Below are 17,365 nucleotides of genomic sequence, written 5' to 3'. Positions count from 1 at the left end.
GTTGAGCACCCCGCCCCCATGGGTCACCAGGTGACGGGCAGTTCGTGCACGCCATAGACCAACCCGTCGAACTTGAACGGGACCTGGTCCAGGTCGGTGGCCAGTTTCAGCGTCGGAACGCGCCGGTAAAGCGTGCCGTAGACCACCTGCAGCTCCATGCGGGCCAACGGCTGGCCGAGACACTGGTGCACGCCGAACCCGAAGGCCACGTGGCGGCGGGCATCGCGCTGGATGTCGAGCCGGTCCGGGTCGGTGAACGCCTCGGGGTCGCGGTTGCCCATCTCGTTCACCATGATCAGGCCCTCGCCGGCGCGCACGGTCTGGCCGGCGACCTCGAAGTCCTCCGTCGCGACGCGCAGCCGTCCGTTGTGCACGATGTTGAGGTAGCGCAGAAGTTCCTCGACGGTGGAGGCGACGAGCGCCGGGTCGTCGCCGTCACGCAGCAGGGCCAGTTGCTCGGGATGCTCCACGAGAGTGAGGGTGCCCAGGGCGATCATGTTGGCGGTGGTCTCGTGGCCGGCGATCAGCATGAGCGCGCCCATCCGGGCCGCCTCCTGCTGGGTCAGCTCCCCGGCCTTGATCCTTTCGGCCAGCCCGGACAGCAGGTCGTCGCCGGGGTGGGCGAGCTTCTCGCTGACCAGGTTGTCCAGGTACGCGTGCAGCGCCTGGTGGCCGGCCTGCCGCTGCTCGGCGGTGACGGTCCGGTTGATGATGGTCTTGCTGGTCTCTTGGAAGAAGTCGTGGTCGGCGTACGGGACCCCGAGCAGTTCGCATATCACCAGTGACGGCACCGGCAGCGCGAACGCTTCCACCAGGTCGACCGGCTTCGGCCCGGCCAGCAGGTCGTCGATCAGCTCGTCCACGATCTTCTGCACGGACGGGCGCATGGCCTCGATGCGCTTGATGGCGAACGGCGCGGTCACCATCCGGCGCAGCCGGGCGTGCTCCGGGTCGTCCATGCCGATGAAGCTGCGCTTCACACCGCCGGGCGGCAACGGCACCGTGGCGGGGTAGCCGGGGCGGCTGAGGTCGGCGCTGACCCTCGGGTCGCCGAGCACGGCCCGCTGCTCGGCGTAGCCGGTGACCAGCCACGGGGTGCTGCCGTCCCAGAGCCGGACCCTGGTCAGCGGGCCCTGCTCGCGCTGGGCGTACAGGCTCGGCGGCGGGTCGAACGGGCAGCCGGCCGCGCGCTCCATCGGGAACTCCGGAACCTCGGCCGGGTTCAGTGTGCTCGTCATGGTGTCGTCCTTTCCTTGGATCTTGTTCGTCTGACAGCGCGGCGGCGCGCAGGTCACGGGCGATGGGTCACGGGGGGCCTGTCAGAGTCCGACGATCGCGTCGGTCAGGTCGGCGGCCAGGTCCACGGAAGGGAGCAGGCCAGGCCGGCGCTGGTTCAGGCCGACTGCACAGGGCGTGCCATGCCACGTAAGTAAATCAGATGATTTAGCCAAGTCAAGCACGCGATTTAACAGGGCTCAAGTCGTCCAGCCGGCGGAGCCGCCTGCCGCCTCGTCCGATCGGCGGGCTGGGCAGACGGCGGGCCGGTCATGAGCGGGGTGTCACCGGGGCCTGCCACAGGCCGACGATCGCGTCGATCAGGCTGGTGGCGAGGTCGTCCCAGGTCGGATGGAGGGTGGGGGCGTCGTCGGCGAGGGCGCGTTCCCGCTCGACGCACATCTGCACGATGACATGTCGCGCCATGGCCCAGCGGTCCTCGCGCACGACGGCCGGCAGGTGGGTCAGGCACCGGTTCAAGCCGTCCACGAGCAACCGCAGCGAGGGCGAGGGCAGCGATTCCTCGACCGTGATCTGATAGAGCGCCGGATCGGCCATCACCTGGGCGCGGAATCGGGCGTACCAGGTGGGGCTGCCCTGAGCCTCCAGGTGCTGGGTGAACGGCCGCACCAGGCAGCCCACCCAGTCGTGGACGTCCGTGGAGCCGGCGGCGTCGGCGACCATCCACACCCTCAGCTGTTCCATCTCGTCGGCGTGTTTGCGGGCGATCGCGCGGACCAGATCGGCCTTCGTGCCGAAGTGGTAGCCCACCGCGGCGCTGTTGCCCTGGCCCGCCGCCTCGCTGATCTGGCGGTTCGACACCGCGTACACGCCGTGCTCGGCGAACAGTCGCTCCGCCGTGGCCAGGATCAACTCCCGCGTCGCGGTCCCCCGCTCGGGCCGCGCAGTCCTGCCCGCCATCACTCTCTCCTCCAAATCGGCCATCACCGCATCGTAGGGAACGTCACACTGAGCAAAGTCAATCACATGGTTTAATTAAGTCAATCATGTGGTTTACTCAGTCCCATCTACTCGTCCAGATGGAGGCTTTCCCGTGTCCCAAGTCCTTGCCGGACCCACCGATCACCAGGCATCCGCCCCGCCGCGGCCGGGCGTGCTCGTGGCGGTCCTGGCCATCGCCGGGATCGTGACGGCCTCGATGCAGACCCTGGTGATCCCGCTGGTCCCCCGGCTTCCGACGCTCCTGGGCGCCTCCGCCTCCGACGCCACCTGGGCGGTGACCGCAACCCTGCTCGCCGCCGCCGTGGCCACTCCGGTGGTGGGGCGGCTGGGCGACATGCTCGGCAAGCGCCGCCTGCTGCTGATCAGCCTGGCCCTGCTGACGGTCGGCTCGGCTGTCGCCGGCCTGTCCACCGACCTGACCCCGATGATCGTCGGACGAGCGTTGCAGGGACTGTCGGCCGGCGTCATCCCGCTCGGCATCAGCATCATGCGTGACGAACTGCCGCCCGAACGGCTCGGCGCGGCCACCGCGACCATGAGCTCATCCATGGGCGTCGGCGGCGCCATCGGGCTGCCCGCCGCCGCGCTCATCGCCGACCATGCCGACTGGCATGTGCTGTTCTGGATCTCGGCGGGGCTGGGCGCCATCGCCGCGATCCTGGTGTTCGCCCTCGTGCCGGAATCCGGCGTCCGTACGGGCGGGCGCTTCGACCTGATCGGCGCCGCCGGGCTGTCGGTCGTCCTGGTGTGCCTGCTGCTGGGGATCTCCAAGGGCACCGACTGGGGCTGGAGCGACGGACGCACCATCGGCCTGCTCGTGGCGGCCGTCGTCGTGCTGCCGGCATGGGGCCGGTGGGAACTACACACCCGGCAGCCGCTGGTCGACCTGCGGACCAGCGCCCGGCGCCAAGTGCTGCTGACCAACCTCGCCTCCGCCATGTTCGGCTTCGCGATGTTCGGCATGTCGCTCGTGCTGCCGCAACTCCTGCAGCTGCCCACCGCCACCGGCTACGGGCTCGGACAGACCATGCTGGCCGTCGGCCTCGTCCTGGCACCTCAGGGCCTGGTGATGATGGTCGTCTCCCGGTGGTCGGCGCGCATCTCCGCCGCCAAGGGGCCGAAGGTCACCCTGATGCTCGGGGCGCTCGTGGTCGCCGCCGGCTACGGCCTGAGCATCGTGCTGATGTCGGCCATCTGGCAGCTCGTCGTGGTCTCCTGCGTCATCGGAGCCGGCGTCGGATTCGCGTACGGCGCCATGCCCTCCCTGGTCATGGCCGCGGTCCCGGTGTCGGAGACCGCCGCCGCCAACAGCCTCAACACCCTCATGCGCGCCATCGGGACCTCCGTCTCCAGCGCGGTGGCCGGTGCCGTCCTGGCCCACATGACCCTCACCCTCGGCGGCGCCGCGTTCCCCTCCCAGAACGGCCTGCGCGTGGTGCTGTCCATCTGCGCCGTGGCCGCCCTTGCCGCCCTCTCCATCGCCGCGTTCCTGCCCCGCCGGCGTGGCGGTTCTCACTAACTCCTACGAAAAGGAAGACCAACCATGAAAGTCACCATCGACCAGGACAAGTGCTGTGGCGCCGGTACGTGCGTGCTCCTCGCACCCGACGTGTTCGACCAGCGAGATGACGACGGCATCGTGATCCTGCTGGACGAACGGCCGACCGAGGAACTGCACGCGGTCGTCCGCGAGTCCGCCGACGTCTGCCCCGGAGCGGCGATCTTCGTGAGCGAGGACGCGTGAACACCCCGGACCACGTGCTCGTGGTCGGCGCCTCCGCCGGCGGTCTGGCCACCGTGGAGGCCCTGCGCCGCAAGGGTTACGCGGGTCAGGTGACCGTGCTGGGCGCCGAGTCCCACCTGCCCTACGACCGGCCGCCGCTGTCCAAGCAGATCCTGTCCGGCAGCTGGGAACCCGAGCGAGCCCGGCTGCGGCCCCCGTCCGCGCTGTCCGCGCTGGACGCGGAGTTCGTCCTCGGCGATCCGGCGACCGGGCTGGAGGTCTCGGCCCGCGCCGTGCGTACGGCGTCGGGGCGGGTGCTGAGCGCGGATGCCGTGGTGGTGGCCACCGGGCTGCGCCCCCGTACGCTGCCGGGACAGACCGGCCTGGCCGGCGTCCACATGCTGCGCACCCTCGACGACGCGCTCGCGCTGCGGATGGACCTGCTGTCCGGTACGCGCCTGGTGGTCGTCGGGGACGGCGTGCTCGGCGCCGAGATCGCCGCCACCGCGCGCGGCATGGGCGTACCGGTCGCCCTGGCCGGCCCGCAACCGGCGCCGCTGGCCCTCCAGCTCGGTCAGCCGGCCGCGGGACTGCTCGCCGAGCTGCACGCCGAGCACGGCGTCGAGCTGCGGCTCGGCGCCGCGGTCAGCGGACTGACCGAACGGCACGGCCGCGTCACCGGGGTGCGCCTGGAGACCGGCGAGGTGCTGCCGGCCGACGTGGTCGTGGTCGCGTTCGGCGCCGCACCGGCGACGGAGTGGCTGGCCGGCAGCGGCCTCGAACTCGCTGATGGGCTGGTGTGCGACTCCCGCTGCCGCGCGGCGGAGGCCATCTACGCGGTCGGCGACATGGCCCGCTGGCACCACGAAACCCTCGACAGGTCGCTACGCCTGGAGAACCGGACCAACGCCACCGAACAGGCCATCACCGTCGCCGGCAACATCCTCGGCGAGGACCGCCCGTACACCCCGATCCCCTACTTCTGGACCGACCAGTTCGACGCCAAGATCCACGTCCATGGGATGCCGTCCCCGGACGCCGAGGTGTCCATCGTGGAGGGCGCCGTGGCCGAACGCCGCTTCGTCGCGGTCTATCGCCGTGATGGTCAGGCCGTCGGCGTACTGGGCTGGAACATGCCCAAGCAGGCCCGTCAGCACCGGGCGGAACTCGCCACGACCCCCCTGCTCGCGGGGTCGGCATAGCCGGCGCCTCGGGCTCCTTCGTCAGATGGGTGCCTGCCACATCGCGACGATCACGTCGATCAGGCCGTTGGCGGTGTCGTCCCAGGTGTGCCGGAAGGTGGGGTCGTGATCAGCGAGGGCCCGTTCCCGCTCGACGCACATCTGCACGATGAGGTGGCGGGCCATGGTGACGCGTTCGCGGCGGATCTCGTCGGGCAGGCCGGGCAGGGACCGGACCAGGCCGTCCCGGAACAACCGCAAGATCGGGGCGGCCGTCAGGGCTTCGTCGACCATGATCGCGTTGAGCGCGGGGTCGGCCATGACCTGCGCGGTGAACCGGGCGTACCAGGTGGGGCTGCCCAGGGTCTCCAGGTGTTCGGCGAAGGGACGGACCAGGCACGACGCCCAGTCCCGCGGGTCGGCGGAGTCGCCGATGCCGGTCATCATGCGTTCGCGGATGAGCTCGATGTGCCCGGCGTGCTTGCGGGCGATGGCGCGGATCAGGTCGGCCTTGGTGCCGAAGTGGTAGCTGACCGCGGCGTTGTTGCCCTGCCCGGCGGCCTCGCTGATCTGGCGGTTGCCGACGGCGTGCACCCCGCGTTCGGCGAACAGCCGCTCGGATGCCGCGAGAAGGGCCTCCCGCGTCGCGCTGACCTGCTCGTCTCGTGTCATCTTCATGATCGTCGTCTTCTACCGCACCGGGACTTCGCGCAGCCCGCGACGGCCCAGTCCCTCAGGTCGTCGCAGGTCCTCGGCCGTGCACGGCGAGGCGTGATGGAAGGACAGCTTATGCAATAGGCCGATCAGTGGCCCTGCCCGCCGTTTGACAGCCGCCCATCCCTCGCTAGAGTTTAAATCAATCGCTTGATTTAAATACCCAGCGCTGCAGTCTTTCGATTCGAGGAGGAAATAGTGACGACCATCCCGGAGTACGACATCGCCAGGTCGGCGACGTGCCCGATGGATCCGGCGCCCGCGATGCGAGCCCGGCAGGAGGAGGGCCCGCTGGCCCGGGTCCGGCTGTGGGACGGCAGCACCCCATGGCTGGTGACCGGCCACGCCGAGCATCGCGCGCTGCTCGGCGACCCGAGGGTCAGCGTCGAGCCCGCGCGCGGCATCCCCCGGCTCTCCCCGGCGGAGGCCGCGTCGATGGAGAGCATGGCCGCCAAGGAGGGGGGCTCGGGCGGCATCGGCTTCATCATGATGGACGACCCCGAGCACGCCCGGCTGCGGCGGATGGTCACCTCGGCGTTCACCGTCAAGCGGGTGGAGGCGATGCGGCCGGCCACGCAGGAGATCGCGGACGACCTGATCGACCGGCTGCTGGCCGGGCCGAAGCCCGCCGACCTCGTCGAGGGGTTCGCCCTGCCGCTGCCCTCGCTGGTCATCTCCAACCTGCTCGGCGTGCCGTACGACGACCATGACTTCTTCCAGGCCAACAGCAGGACCATCATCAACCGTAACTCGACCCCCGAGGAGCGGGGAGGAGCCCAGCGGCGGCTGGCCGAGTACCTGGACGGGCTGATCGGCGAGAAGCTCGCCAAACCCGCCGACGACCTGCTGTCCGGGCTGGTCGAGCGGGTCCAGGCCGGTGAGCTGACCCGGCCGGAGGCCGCCCAGATGGGGGTGCTGATGCTGTTCGCCGGGCACGAGACCACCGCGAACATGATCACGCTCGGCACGCTGGCCCTGCTGCGGAACCCTGACCAGGCCGCTCTCGTACGAGAGAGCGACGACCCGAAGCTCATCGCCTCGGCGGTCGAGGAGCTGCTGCGCTACCTGACGATCACCCACGGCGGGCTGCGCCGGGTGGCCCTGGCCGACATCGAGATCGCCGGCCAGGTCATCAAGGCGGGCGAGGGCATCATCGCGGTCAACGAGACCGCCAACCGCGACCCGTCCGTCTTCCCCGACCCGGACCGGCTGGACCTCCAGCGCAACGCCCGGCTCCACGTGACCTTCGGGTACGGCATTCACCAGTGCCTGGGACAGCCGCTGGCGCGGATGGAGCTGCAGGTCGCCTACACCGCCCTCCTGCGGCGGATCCCCACCCTGGCGACCGCCGCCGAGATCGAGCAGATCCCCTTCAAGCACGACGGCTTCATCTTCGGCGCCTACGAGCTGCCCGTCACCTGGTAGAGGACATCATGAAGATCATTATTGACCAGGACAAGTGCGTCGCCTCCGGGCAGTGCGTGCTGGCCGCCGACGACGTGTTCGACCAGCGTGACGAGGACGGGATCGTGGTGCTGCTGAACGACGACCCGTCGCCCGAGCGGCTGGCGGACGTCCAGCAGGCCGCCATGGTCTGCCCCGCCCTGGCCATCACGGTGGAAGAATGACCCCCGCGCCCATGCGTGTCCAGGGCGGCGCCCGGATGGCGCCCGCACTCGCGTGACCCGAAGACCGTGTCTCCACGGCGGTCAACGATCCTGACCGCCGTGGCCCGCGAGGAACGCGGGACATGAAGGCCATTGACACACCTTCGGCACCGGATCTACGCTCCGGTCGAATCGATTCGTTAGAGCCCGCCAAACACGTCCTTGCGATGGGCGAAAGCCCGGCTATACGCACGGACGCCGCTGTCGAATTGATTCCGAAGGAGCCGCACATGACCACGGCAACCCCACGACCGCTCGGTAGACGGCTCGCTCGCGTCACCGGGCTCCTGGCCGGGATGCTCATCGCCTTCACCATCCCGGCGCCGGCCCACGCCGCGGACGAATCCATCAGCGTCGACTTCGCCACGACCGGCGGCGCCCCCACCTACCGCGCGTCCGGGTGGATCTACGGCATGACGGAGAACGCGTCCGGACCGGCGGATCACTTCTACCGGGACGTCAAGTTCCGGTACATGCGGGCCGGTGGCGCGCAGCTCGGCTCACCCGGCGGCTGGGTGTCGGGCGCCTACGACCGCAGGTGGAACGCGACGCTGGCCCAGGCCCGGCGGACGATCGCGCTCGGCGGCCAGTTCATCATCCTTCCGCATGATTTATGGGGCGCGGATGGGTACCCGATCTCCCGCTTTCCGGGCGACAACGGCAACTGGTCCGACTACGACGCCTTCCTCACCCGCCTGATCAACGACGTACGGGCCGCCGGAATCACCGTGCAGTGGGACATCTGGAACGAGCCGAACATCTCCCTGTTCTGGAACCGCCCGCAGGCCCAGTACTTCGAGCTGTGGCGGCGCAGTTACCAGCGCATCCGTGCCGCCTTCCCGAACCAGCTGATCGTCGGACCGAGCTGCGCCTGCGTGCCCTCCACGACGAACGCCTGGTGGAACGGCTACCTCGACTTCGTCCGCGCCAACAACGTCATCCCCGACATCGTCAGCTGGCATTCCCTGCCCGGCGACCCGGTGGCCAACGTGGCGGCCGCCAACGCCACGCTCGACCCGCGCGGCGTCCCGCACCCGCGGCCGTACCAGATCAACGAGTACGGCGCGTCCAACGAGCAGAACCCCGGCGACGGGTCGTGGTACATCGCCCGGCTGGAGCGCGCGGGCGCCGATGGGTTGCGCGCGAACTGGGCGAGCGCCGGCAACCTGCACAACGATCTGGCCAACCTGCTCGTCCGCGACAGCGCCGGTCGGCACCTGCCCAAGGGCGAATGGTGGGTCTACCGCTTCTACGCCTCCCAGACCGGCCAGACCGTCTCGACGACCCCGAGCCCGGCCTATGACGCCTTCGCCACCAAGACGGCCGGCGTGGCCAAGATCCTTGTGGGCGGGGGCGGGACGACCGGCAACACCGCCGTCGGTCTGCGCCGCCTCGACACCACCAGCGGCATCGTGCAGAACAACCAGGTCCGCGCGGTCGTGCAGCGCGTCCCGTACAACGGCGGTGGCGCGGTCCAGGGGCCGATCACCGTCCAGAACACGGTCCTGACGCTGTCGGGGAACGCGATCACGCTGAACCTGCCGCACACCAACGCCGACGACACGTTCACCGTCACGCTGCTGCCGCCATCGGACGGCGGCTTCCAGTCCGTGGCGGTCGCGCAGCACTCCCAGCAATGCCTGGACAACACCGATCTGAGCACGGCCGATGGCAACGTGCAGCAGCAGTTCCCCTGCGAGGGCGGTGACCAGCAGCAGTGGAACTTCCGGCCGGTGACCGGCGTGAACGGCACGTACACCCTGGTCAACCAGCAGAGCGGGAAGTGCCTTGAGGTGACCGCGGCGGCCACCACCGACGGCACGCCGGTGAGCCAGCGGACCTGCGCCGACGGGGCGCAGAACCAGCAGTTCGCCCTGCGCAAGGTGACCTACTCGGGCAACGATCCCCGGGACTATCAGCTCGTCGCCCGGCACAGCGGCAAGTGCGTCGACGTCAGCACCATCTCAACCGCCCCCAGGGCGCCCATTCACCAGTGGACCTGCGTCCCGGCCGGCCAGGCCAGTCCGCTCAACCAGACCTGGCGGCTCTGGGGCCGGTGACGGGTGCGGACGAGGCGCACCGCCGCTCGTGGGCCGCGGCGAGAATGAGGTACGCGCTCGCCGTCCAGGTGTAGGCGCGGTCGCGCAGGCCCGCGCCGGTGCGGGCGTCGAAGTTCTCCGCGAATCCGGACTTCTCGCACAGGGCGCGGAAGCGGGCGCTGATCTCGTCGGCCAGGTCCGGGAATCCGGCGCGGCGCAGGCCGTCCTCGATCAGCACGGTCGAGGGCGCCCAGATCGGGCCGCGCCAGTAACCGTCGTCCTGGTAGTGCTCCGAGGCGGGCAGCTCGGTGGCGGGCCCGAACGCGGTCAGGTGCCGCTCGATCCGGGCGGCCAGCGCCGCCCGGACGGGTCGCGGCAGCTCCTCGCCCAGCACGATCGGCATGAGGTCGAGCAGGCTGGAGCTGGACCAGGTACGTCGGGAGTGCGCGCCTCGGGCGACGAACCGCTCGCCGTCCCACAGTTCGGCCAGGAGCGCGTCGCGCATCCGGTCGGCCTGTTCGGTCCACTTGGCGCAGGCGCCGGGGTCGGGTGCCAGGCGGGCCAGTTCGCGCATCTGCAGGACGAGGAAGGCTGCCAGGTCAGCGGTCTCGACGACCCGCTCGGGGTCGAAGGTGGTGGCGTTGTCCCAGCCGCTGTCGTTGCCGTGCTGGTAGTGCGGCAGCTCACGGCCGGGGGCGCGGCGGTTGTCGAGCCAGAAGGTGGTCCAGCGTTCCAGCGACGGATAAGTGTCGGGCGCGGGGCGGAGGTGGCCGAGGGCCCAGCCGTGGATGGGCGGCTTGACGAAGTTGTACAGGATCTCGGAGTGGGTGACGGAGTCGGGCAGCGCGCCGGCGGCGTCCTGGTGGTCGAAGGGCAGCCGGTACTGGTGCCAGGCCAGCTCCGGCAGGCCATCGGCGAGGGCGATGGAGTTGAAGCAGTGGTCCCAGCTCCACACCTTGTCCATCCAGTGCTTGGACATGAGCACGGCGGGCCTGGTGACGAAACCGGCGGGGCGGACGGTGGCCGACCACAGCACGTAGGCGGCCAGCTCGGCGGCGGGCGTGCGGTCACTGCGCCAGGGCGCGACCGCCGTGGCGAACGCGTCGAACTCCGCCCGCGCCGCCTCGGCGACCTGCTCGAAGGCGTCGCCGCTGGTGTAGGGGGCGCGAGCGGTCTCGTACTCCTCGATGGCGATCTCCCACTCACCGCTGAGGAGGAGACCGCGTTCGGCGGTGCCCAGCGCCTGCGTGCCACGGTGCTCGGCCTGCCCGCCGAGGAGAGTGACGCGGTAGCGGCGGCCGGTCTGGTAGACGGTGAAGACGTACGAGCCGTCGACGGGGTCCTGGTAGAAGTACGGGCCGCTGAACGGCGTCAGGACGGGATCGGCGGCCAGCAGGCGGAGCCCGAGACCGCGGCCTCTGACCCGCACTGTGTCGGGGCCCTCGTAGGCGAGGTCGATGCGGCCGTCGTCACGGCTCCAGGTGAGCTGATGCGGGGTGGCCGTGAAGACGCTCTCGGCACTGGGGATCAGCCGCAGGATCGCGTGCATGCCGGTCTGGTGCGAGACCAGGTGCACATCCTCGGCATAGGTCTGCTCCGCCACCACGGGCGAGAAGCCGAACCAGGAGCCGTGGTAGCTGAACGGAATGTCCCGCAGGGAGAACACCGGGCCTGAAGCGGCGACGGTCATGAAGTGACAGGTCCCTTCTCAGTCTTTGACGGCGCCCGCGGTGACGCCGGCGGCGACATAGCGCTGGGCGACGACGAGCAGGATGGTGGCGGGGACGGAGGCGATCACGGCGGTCGCCATGATCGCGTTCCATTCCTGGTTGTTGTTGCCGATGTAGTGATAGATGCCGAGGGTGATCGGCTGGTGATCGCCGCCCTGGTCCAGGGTGGAGGCGAAGACGAAGTCCGACCACGCCCACAGGAACGCGAACAGCGACACGGTGATGAGCGAGTTGCGGCTGACGGGCAGCACGATCGAGACGAACTCACGCACCACCCCGGCGCCGTCGGTACGGGCGGCCTGCAGCAACTCCTCCGGAATGCCGGACATGAACGTGGTCAGGATCAGCACCGCGAAAGGCACGGCGAGGGTGGAGTCGGCCACGATCAGTCCGGGAACGGTGTTGAGCACGCCGCTGGACAGGAAGATGGCGTAGAAGCCCATCGCCATGATGATCCCGGGGATCATCTGCGCGATGAGCAGCACGAAGCTCAGCGCCCCGCCGCCGCGCGGGCGCAGCTTGGCCAGCGAGTACGCGGCCGGCGCCGCGAGCACCAGGGTCAGCGCCACCGTGCCGAGCCCGACGACCAGGCTCACCCCGAGATAGGGCAGTTGCTGGTCCAGCACCGCCCGGTAACCGTCCAGGGTGCCGTTGACGGGGAACCAGTTGGTCCTGCGCATGTCCTGCTCGGGGGTGAACGACACGTTGATCATCCAGTAGACCGGGAACAGCATCACGCCGGTCAGCACCAGCCCGATCACGGTCTTCAGGTGCTTCATGCCTGCGCCTGCCTTCGCTGCGCGCGGATGTAGACCAAGCCGAAGACCAGCGCCATGACTATGAGCAGGTTGCCGACGGCGGCGCCGGGGCCGAAGGAGGGCACCAGGTTGCCGAACCCGAGCCGATAGGACCAGGTGGCGAACGTGGTCGAGGCCCCGCTCGGCCCGCCCTTGGTCATGATCCAGATGATGTCGAACACCTTCAGCGTGTAGACCAGCCCGAGCAGCAGCGTGATCGCCGACACCGGCCGCAGCAGCGGGAACGTCACCCGCCAGAAGCGCTGCCAGCCGTTGGCGCCGTCCAGCTCGGCGGCCTCGTAGATGGCCGGCGAGATCGCCCGCAGCCCCGAATACAGCACCACCAGGTTGAACGGGATGCCGATCCAGATGTTGGCGATGGTGACCGACCACAGCGACCAGTCCGGCGAGGTCAGCCAGTTCACCGGGCCGATGCCGAGCCACGACAGCGCCGCGTTGACCACGCCGGAGTCGCTGTTGAGCATCCATGACCAGGTCGAGGCGGACACGATCAGCGGCAGCAGCCACGGCACCAGGAACAACCCACGCAACGTGGCCGAAAGCCGGAAGTTCTTCAGGAAGAACAACGCCAGCGCGAGCCCGATGGCGAACTGGAAGGCCAGCGAGACCAGCGTGAACACCGCCGTGTGCCACAGCGCGGGCCCGAAGGTCGCGTCGGCGAACACTTTCGCGTAGTTGGCGACCCCGGCGAACGGGGCGTCGCCCCGCACAAAGGAGCGCACGGTGTAGTGGCGCAGGCTCAGCTCGATGTTGCGGTAGAGCGGATAGGCGTAGAAGACCAGCAGGTACAGCACGACCGGGGCGAGGAACGCCCAGGCCGCCCACTGGCCGGACCGCGCGCGTGCCGCCCGATGGCCCCTCGTCGTCGAGCGGTCCAGGGCCATAGGGGTCTGTGTCGCCTGACTCATTGGGTGGCGTTCGCCGCCGACGACTGCGCTGCCGTCATCGCCTCCTGCGGAGACTTCGACCCGCTCAGCGCCGCCTGCACCGCGCCCCACATGGGCTCGGAGATCTTCGGGTACTTGGTGCCCAGGTCGTCGCTGGTCCGGCCCTTGGCCGCCTTGACCGCCTCCACCCACACCCGCAGGTCGGGCGTGGCCGCCACCTGCTTGGCCTGCACCGCCTCCGTGGGTGCGATGTAGGACAGCGTGGTGGTCGTGGTGAGCGAGTTGTCGGCGCTGGTCAGGCAGGTCACGAGCTTCTGCGAGGTGGCGTAGCGGGCGGTGCCGGACTGGACGGGGATGCTGACGAACTCGCCGCCGGTGGGCGCGGGCGCGGTGCCGCCGCCCTTGGCGGGGACCGGGATGATGCCGTACGCGAAACCGGCCTTCTTGGCGTTGGCCAGCTGCCAGGTGCCGTTCTCGGCGAAGGCGAAGTCGCCGCTCGCGAACTCCTGCCAGCTCGTCGTCTGGGTGTTGTTGATGACCGAGTTGGGGGCGTACCCCTTCTTCAGCCAGTCGCTCCACAGCGCCACCGCCGACACGCCCTCGGGCGAGTCGAGCTTGGTGAGGTTCGCGCCGGAGCCCCAGAACCAGGGCAGGAACTGGAAGCTGCCCTCCTCGGTGCCGATCGCCGAGAACGTGATGCCCTTCTTACCGGACGCCTTCACCTTCTCCAGCGCCCCGGTCAGCGACGTCCAGTCCTTCACCGAGGCGATGTCCACCCCGGCCTTCTTCAGGACGTCCTTGTTGTAGTACAGGGCGAGGGTGTTGGCGCCGATCGGGACGCCGTAGGTCTTGCCGCCGCTCTGTCCGGCCGCCAGCAGGTTCGGCGCGATCGCCGTGACGTCGAGCTTGTTCTCCTCGGTGGTGGTGAGAACGCCTGCCTCGGCCAGGGTAGAAACGACGGGATTGTCGACGATGAGCACGTCCGGCGAGTTGCCCTGCTGAGCGGCCAGCAGCGCCTTGTTGGTCAGGTCGCTGGTGTCGTAACCGGTGCGCTCGACCTTGACGCCGGCGTCGGTGCCGCACTTCTCCAGCAGCTTCACCCACTCCGAGCTCTTGTCGTACTGCGGGTACGGGTCCCAGACCGTGTAGCTCCCGCCCCCGGCGGCCGGGCTCGCGCTCGCCGAAGCACCGTTGCCGCTTTCAGACGATGACGAGCAGGCGACCAGCCCGCCCACGGCGGCCAGGACCGCCAGACTCGCGCCGGCCGCACGCCGGCTCCTTGCCGCTGATCTCATTGGGCTGACCTCCGCTGACAGGTGTCCCGCGGCCGTTCCCGGCCGAGTCGAATCGATTCGCCGAACCGATTCGCTGAAGATAGGCCCGCTTCACCGCGAGAGTCAATGGGAGGTGCGGCCGGATCTCCGAGATGGCGCGTGGGATACGCCGCGAGACTCCCGAGACGTCGTCGCGTGGGATGCGCGGCAGGGGGCGAATCCTCGTCACGAACTCCGACGACGTACCATCTCGTGAACCGGTTCGACCTACCATGGTCGCCGGGCGGTGGATCGGACGAGGAGCACGGGTGAACATCGGAGAGATCGCCAAGCGGGCGGGCGTGTCGCGCAGCACCGTCTCGTACGCGCTCACCGGCAAGCGCCCGGTGTCGGAGGAGACCAAGCGCCGCATCCAGGCCGTCATCGACGAGCTGGGCTACCGGCCCAACGCCGCCGCCAGGGCGCTCAAGGAGGGCCGTACCCGCACCATCGGCCTGGTCATCCCGCCCGCCAGCCAGCGCCTGACCGACATGCAGCTCGGCTTCGTGGCCAGCGTGGTCGACGCCGCCGCCCGCGCCGACCTCGACGTCCTGCTGTCACCCTCGGGCGGCGAGCACGACCGCTCCTTCGAGCGCGTCGTCACCGGCCGGCGCGTGGACGGCGTCATCCTGATGGAGATCCGGCTGGAGGACGACCGGGTGACCCGGCTGCTGGAGAGCGGCCCGCCGTTCGTCGGCATCGGCCGTACCCGCCGCCCGGAGGACATGTCCTGGGTGGACGTCGACTACGAGACGCTCATCGCCAAGTGCGTCCACCACCTGGCCGACCTCGGCCACCGGCACCTGGCGCTGGTCAACCGCAACGCCGAGCTGGTCGCCGCCGGCTACGGGCCGGGCCACCGCGCGCAGGCCGGCTTCGATCGCGCCATCGCCGAACGCGGCCTGCACGGCGTGCGGGTCTGCTGCGCCGACGACGCCCAGGCCGGACAGAGCTGCCTGCGGCAGCTGCTCGCCGACCATCCGGAGCTGACCGCCATCGCCACCATCAACGAGGCGGCGGTGTCCGGCATGTACCGCGCGCTGGCCGAGGCGGGCTTGACCGTGCCCGGAGACTTCTCCATCGCCGGCGTCGCCGCCCAGCACTGGGCCGAGAACCTGCACCCGCCGCTCACCGCCGCCGACGTCCCCGCCGACGAGATGGGCGCCCGCGCCGTCGAGCTGCTCATCCAGCGCATCGCCGACCCGGCCACCCCGCACCACCACCTCCTGATCGCCCCGCCGATCTCGCTGCGCGCCACGACCGGGCCCGCCCTGCCCCGCATCTGACGACCGTGGACGCCGCCCGAGACCCACTCCGGGTCCAAATCCGGGCCCTGTCCGCGTAACGGCGGCATGTCGCGACCGTTTCCGGCTCTTGACCACCGCGCCAAGAGGCGCTTATGGTCCAGTCGAATCGATTCGACCAGGAAAGGCCCATGGGTCAGCTTCTCGGCCGTAAGCGACCGAGCTTGCAGCTCCTCGCCGTCGATGGTTTCGACGGTCTGGTCCGCGTCAGGCAGCGTGACTGACTGCCCAGCCCGTAACGCCGCGTGCGGCGATGTTGCGGGCTGCGTTGACGTCGGCGTGCTCAGCGAAGCCGCACGACGTGCACGAGAAACAGGCCTGATCGAGCCGGTTCTTGCGGTCCACATGCCCGCACGAGGAGCATTGCTGGGAGGTGAAAGCCGGGTCGACGTGGATGACGGCGACCCCGGCCCGGGCCGCCTTGTAGCCGAGGAAGCCATCCAGCTGGTGGAAGCTCCAGGAATGCAGCGTGACCCGCTGGGGCTTGCGAAGCCGTACCCGGTCCCGGATGCCCTGCAGGTCTTCCAGGGCGATCCCTTGGCCGGTGCGTTCTGCCTCGGTCACGATCTGCTTGGCGATGACATGATTGGTGTTGGCGGCGAACCGCGCTTCTTTGCGGCGGCGCTTCTTGAGCAACCGCTTGGCGGACTTGGTGCGCTTGGCCTGCAAGCGGCGGCGCAACTCCCGGTGGCGGTGCCGGACCGCGTTCAGCCCCTTGCCGCAATGGCGGGTTCCGGTGCTGGTGGTGGCGATGTTGGCGATGCCCAGATCCACCCCCAGGAAGGCGTCCGGGTCCTTGACGCGGGGCTCGGGCAGGTCGCAGGTGGCGATCAGGAACCACCTGCCGTCCCGGTAGAGCAGATCGGACTCGCCCTTGCGGTGTGCCGACAGAGTGGTAGCTGTTCGGCGGAGGCGGTGAATCTCAGGTTCCTCAGCCTGCCGGTCACCGACCAGATCGACACCGTCCGCGCGTCGAGCTGCCAGGACAGGCAGCGGTCGTCGAAGAGCTGGGCGGCATCAGCGCGGAAGGCGATCGGCGTGGACTCGGCCCGTTCCCGGCGGGCAGAACCCACCTTGCCCAGGTTCCCGGCGCGGATGTTGGCGTGCAGGGTGGCGTAGGCGTCGGCGACCTTCTTGATGACATGCTGCGCGGCCTGGGCGGCCAGCCCATACTCGTCCTTGATCTGCGTGTAGGTGTGCTTGCGCAGGTCGTAGTTGCGGAAGGTGCGCTGGGCGTGGGCTTGGCGGGAGACCTGGCAGGCGGCCGCGTTGACCGCGCGCAGGGTCGCCTCCAGCGCCGCCGCCTGCTCGGGCGTCGGCAGGAGCTTCACCTGCACCACCAGTCTCATCATCGAACACATTATCGTTCGGTCCATGTCACCGCGGTGGGAATAGGGATCCGGATATCCGCCAGAGGCCGCACCGTCGTTCACCGCCTCCACGCGCATGTGGTCTTCACCCCCATACACCGGCGCAAAGTGTTCATCGAGGAGATGTTGCGCCGCTGTGAAGCCATCATGATCGAGGTATGCGACACCTTCGGCACCGTCCTGGCCGCGTTCAACGGCGAGCACGATCATGAGCGTGCCTGCTGGTCCCCGCCCTACCTCGCCGCCACCTCACAGCCGATCATCAACGAGTACATCGACAACCAGAAACGGCCGGACTGATCCGCTCACATGATCAGGCCGTCACGGCACCGCTCGGGCCTGGAGGCCCTCCCGCGCTGCCGTTTCCTCCCGGGCGTAAAC

The 17,365-nt window shown here is 69.5% G+C and carries 15 protein-coding genes and 1 pseudogene; 8 read left to right on the top strand and 8 right to left on the bottom strand.

Annotated elements, in window-relative coordinates; all coding sequences use genetic code 11:
• Positions 1-23: 23 nt before the first annotated feature.
• Together ACQP2T_RS29000 and ACQP2T_RS28995 are read right to left on the bottom strand one after the other, a co-directional pair.
• Positions 24-1,238, bottom strand: a complete 1,215-nt coding sequence (locus ACQP2T_RS29000; protein ID WP_433519205.1) for a cytochrome P450 — start codon at positions 1,236-1,238, stop codon at positions 24-26.
• A gap of 307 nt (positions 1,239-1,545) precedes the next feature.
• Positions 1,546-2,220 carry a TetR/AcrR family transcriptional regulator gene (locus ACQP2T_RS28995; RefSeq protein ID WP_433519204.1) on the bottom strand — a complete coding sequence of 225 codons (675 nt, stop codon included), beginning with the start codon at positions 2,218-2,220 and terminating at the stop codon, positions 1,546-1,548.
• 169 nt (positions 2,221-2,389) lie between these two features.
• On the opposite strand from ACQP2T_RS28995, the gene ACQP2T_RS28990 reads away from it, so the two are divergent.
• Genes ACQP2T_RS28990 through ACQP2T_RS28980 form a run of 3 tightly spaced genes read left to right on the top strand, consistent with a single transcriptional unit; the run spans position 2,390 to position 5,163 of the window.
• Positions 2,390-3,757 (top strand): MFS transporter, encoded by a 1,368-nt coding sequence (locus ACQP2T_RS28990; protein ID WP_433519845.1) that lies wholly within the window; start codon positions 2,390-2,392, stop codon positions 3,755-3,757.
• A gap of 24 nt (positions 3,758-3,781) precedes the next feature.
• A complete protein-coding gene (locus ACQP2T_RS28985; RefSeq protein ID WP_433519203.1) occupies positions 3,782-3,982 on the top strand; it encodes a ferredoxin in 201 nt (66 codons plus the stop codon).
• Entirely contained in the window at positions 3,979-5,163 is a 1,185-nt protein-coding gene (locus ACQP2T_RS28980) for an NAD(P)/FAD-dependent oxidoreductase (RefSeq protein WP_433519202.1), read from the top strand. Before ACQP2T_RS28985 ends, ACQP2T_RS28980 begins: the two co-directional genes overlap by 4 nt.
• Positions 5,164-5,184: 21 nt before the next feature.
• Here the strand turns inward: ACQP2T_RS28980 and ACQP2T_RS28975 are convergent, their stop codons facing one another.
• Positions 5,185-5,820 (bottom strand): TetR/AcrR family transcriptional regulator, encoded by a 636-nt coding sequence (locus tag ACQP2T_RS28975; protein WP_433519201.1) that lies wholly within the window; start codon positions 5,818-5,820, stop codon positions 5,185-5,187.
• Between the two features lie 234 nt (positions 5,821-6,054).
• On the opposite strand from ACQP2T_RS28975, the gene ACQP2T_RS28970 reads away from it, so the two are divergent.
• The 3 genes from ACQP2T_RS28970 to ACQP2T_RS28960 all read left to right on the top strand — a co-directional run bounded on the left by ACQP2T_RS28970 (position 6,055) and on the right by ACQP2T_RS28960 (position 9,583).
• The gene (locus tag ACQP2T_RS28970; protein WP_433519200.1) at positions 6,055-7,281 is read left to right on the top strand and encodes a cytochrome P450; all 1,227 of its coding nucleotides are present in this window, start codon (positions 6,055-6,057) and stop codon (positions 7,279-7,281) included.
• A gap of 8 nt (positions 7,282-7,289) precedes the next feature.
• Entirely contained in the window at positions 7,290-7,484 is a 195-nt protein-coding gene (locus tag ACQP2T_RS28965) for a ferredoxin (protein WP_357960616.1), read from the top strand.
• Between the two features lie 269 nt (positions 7,485-7,753).
• Entirely contained in the window at positions 7,754-9,583 is a 1,830-nt protein-coding gene (locus tag ACQP2T_RS28960; protein ID WP_433519199.1) for an RICIN domain-containing protein, read from the top strand.
• On the opposite strand, the gene ACQP2T_RS28955 is transcribed toward ACQP2T_RS28960, so the two are convergent.
• From ACQP2T_RS28955 to ACQP2T_RS28940, 4 genes are read right to left on the bottom strand one after another with little or no spacing between them, the layout of a single operon-like run.
• Positions 9,552-11,252, bottom strand: coding sequence for an amylo-alpha-1,6-glucosidase (locus tag ACQP2T_RS28955; protein ID WP_433519198.1), 1,701 nt, complete (start codon positions 11,250-11,252; stop codon positions 9,552-9,554). The two genes, ACQP2T_RS28960 and ACQP2T_RS28955, sit on opposite strands and share 32 nt — an antisense overlap.
• 18 nt (positions 11,253-11,270) lie before the next feature.
• Positions 11,271-12,071: a carbohydrate ABC transporter permease gene (locus ACQP2T_RS28950; protein WP_433519197.1), complete on the bottom strand. Its 801-nt coding sequence runs from the start codon at positions 12,069-12,071 to the stop codon at positions 11,271-11,273.
• A complete protein-coding gene (locus ACQP2T_RS28945; RefSeq protein ID WP_433519196.1) occupies positions 12,068-12,994 on the bottom strand; it encodes a carbohydrate ABC transporter permease in 927 nt (308 codons plus the stop codon). The genes ACQP2T_RS28950 and ACQP2T_RS28945 overlap by 4 nt, the downstream gene beginning before the upstream one ends.
• A gap of 20 nt (positions 12,995-13,014) precedes the next feature.
• A complete protein-coding gene (locus tag ACQP2T_RS28940; protein ID WP_433519195.1) occupies positions 13,015-14,292 on the bottom strand; it encodes a sugar ABC transporter substrate-binding protein in 1,278 nt (425 codons plus the stop codon).
• A 287-nt stretch (positions 14,293-14,579) separates the two neighbouring features.
• On the opposite strand from ACQP2T_RS28940, the gene ACQP2T_RS28935 reads away from it, so the two are divergent.
• The gene (locus ACQP2T_RS28935) at positions 14,580-15,596 is read left to right on the top strand and encodes a LacI family DNA-binding transcriptional regulator (RefSeq protein ID WP_433519194.1); all 1,017 of its coding nucleotides are present in this window, start codon (positions 14,580-14,582) and stop codon (positions 15,594-15,596) included.
• Between the two features lie 225 nt (positions 15,597-15,821).
• On the opposite strand, the pseudogene ACQP2T_RS28930 reads toward ACQP2T_RS28935, so the two are convergent.
• Positions 15,822-16,963, bottom strand: a pseudogene (locus tag ACQP2T_RS28930) (RNA-guided endonuclease InsQ/TnpB family protein).
• On the opposite strand from ACQP2T_RS28930, the gene ACQP2T_RS28925 reads away from it, so the two are divergent.
• Positions 16,850-17,284 (top strand): transposase, encoded by a 435-nt coding sequence (locus tag ACQP2T_RS28925; protein ID WP_433519193.1) that lies wholly within the window; start codon positions 16,850-16,852, stop codon positions 17,282-17,284. The pseudogene ACQP2T_RS28930 and the gene ACQP2T_RS28925 sit on opposite strands and share 114 nt — an antisense overlap.
• Positions 17,285-17,365 lie beyond the last annotated feature (81 nt).

This window comes from Nonomuraea sp. CA-143628, assembly GCF_050942315.1.
Classification (GTDB): domain Bacteria; phylum Actinomycetota; class Actinomycetes; order Streptosporangiales; family Streptosporangiaceae; genus Nonomuraea.
Note: the sequence above shows the minus strand (reverse complement) of the source record. Positions and strands in the feature narration are given on the sequence as shown.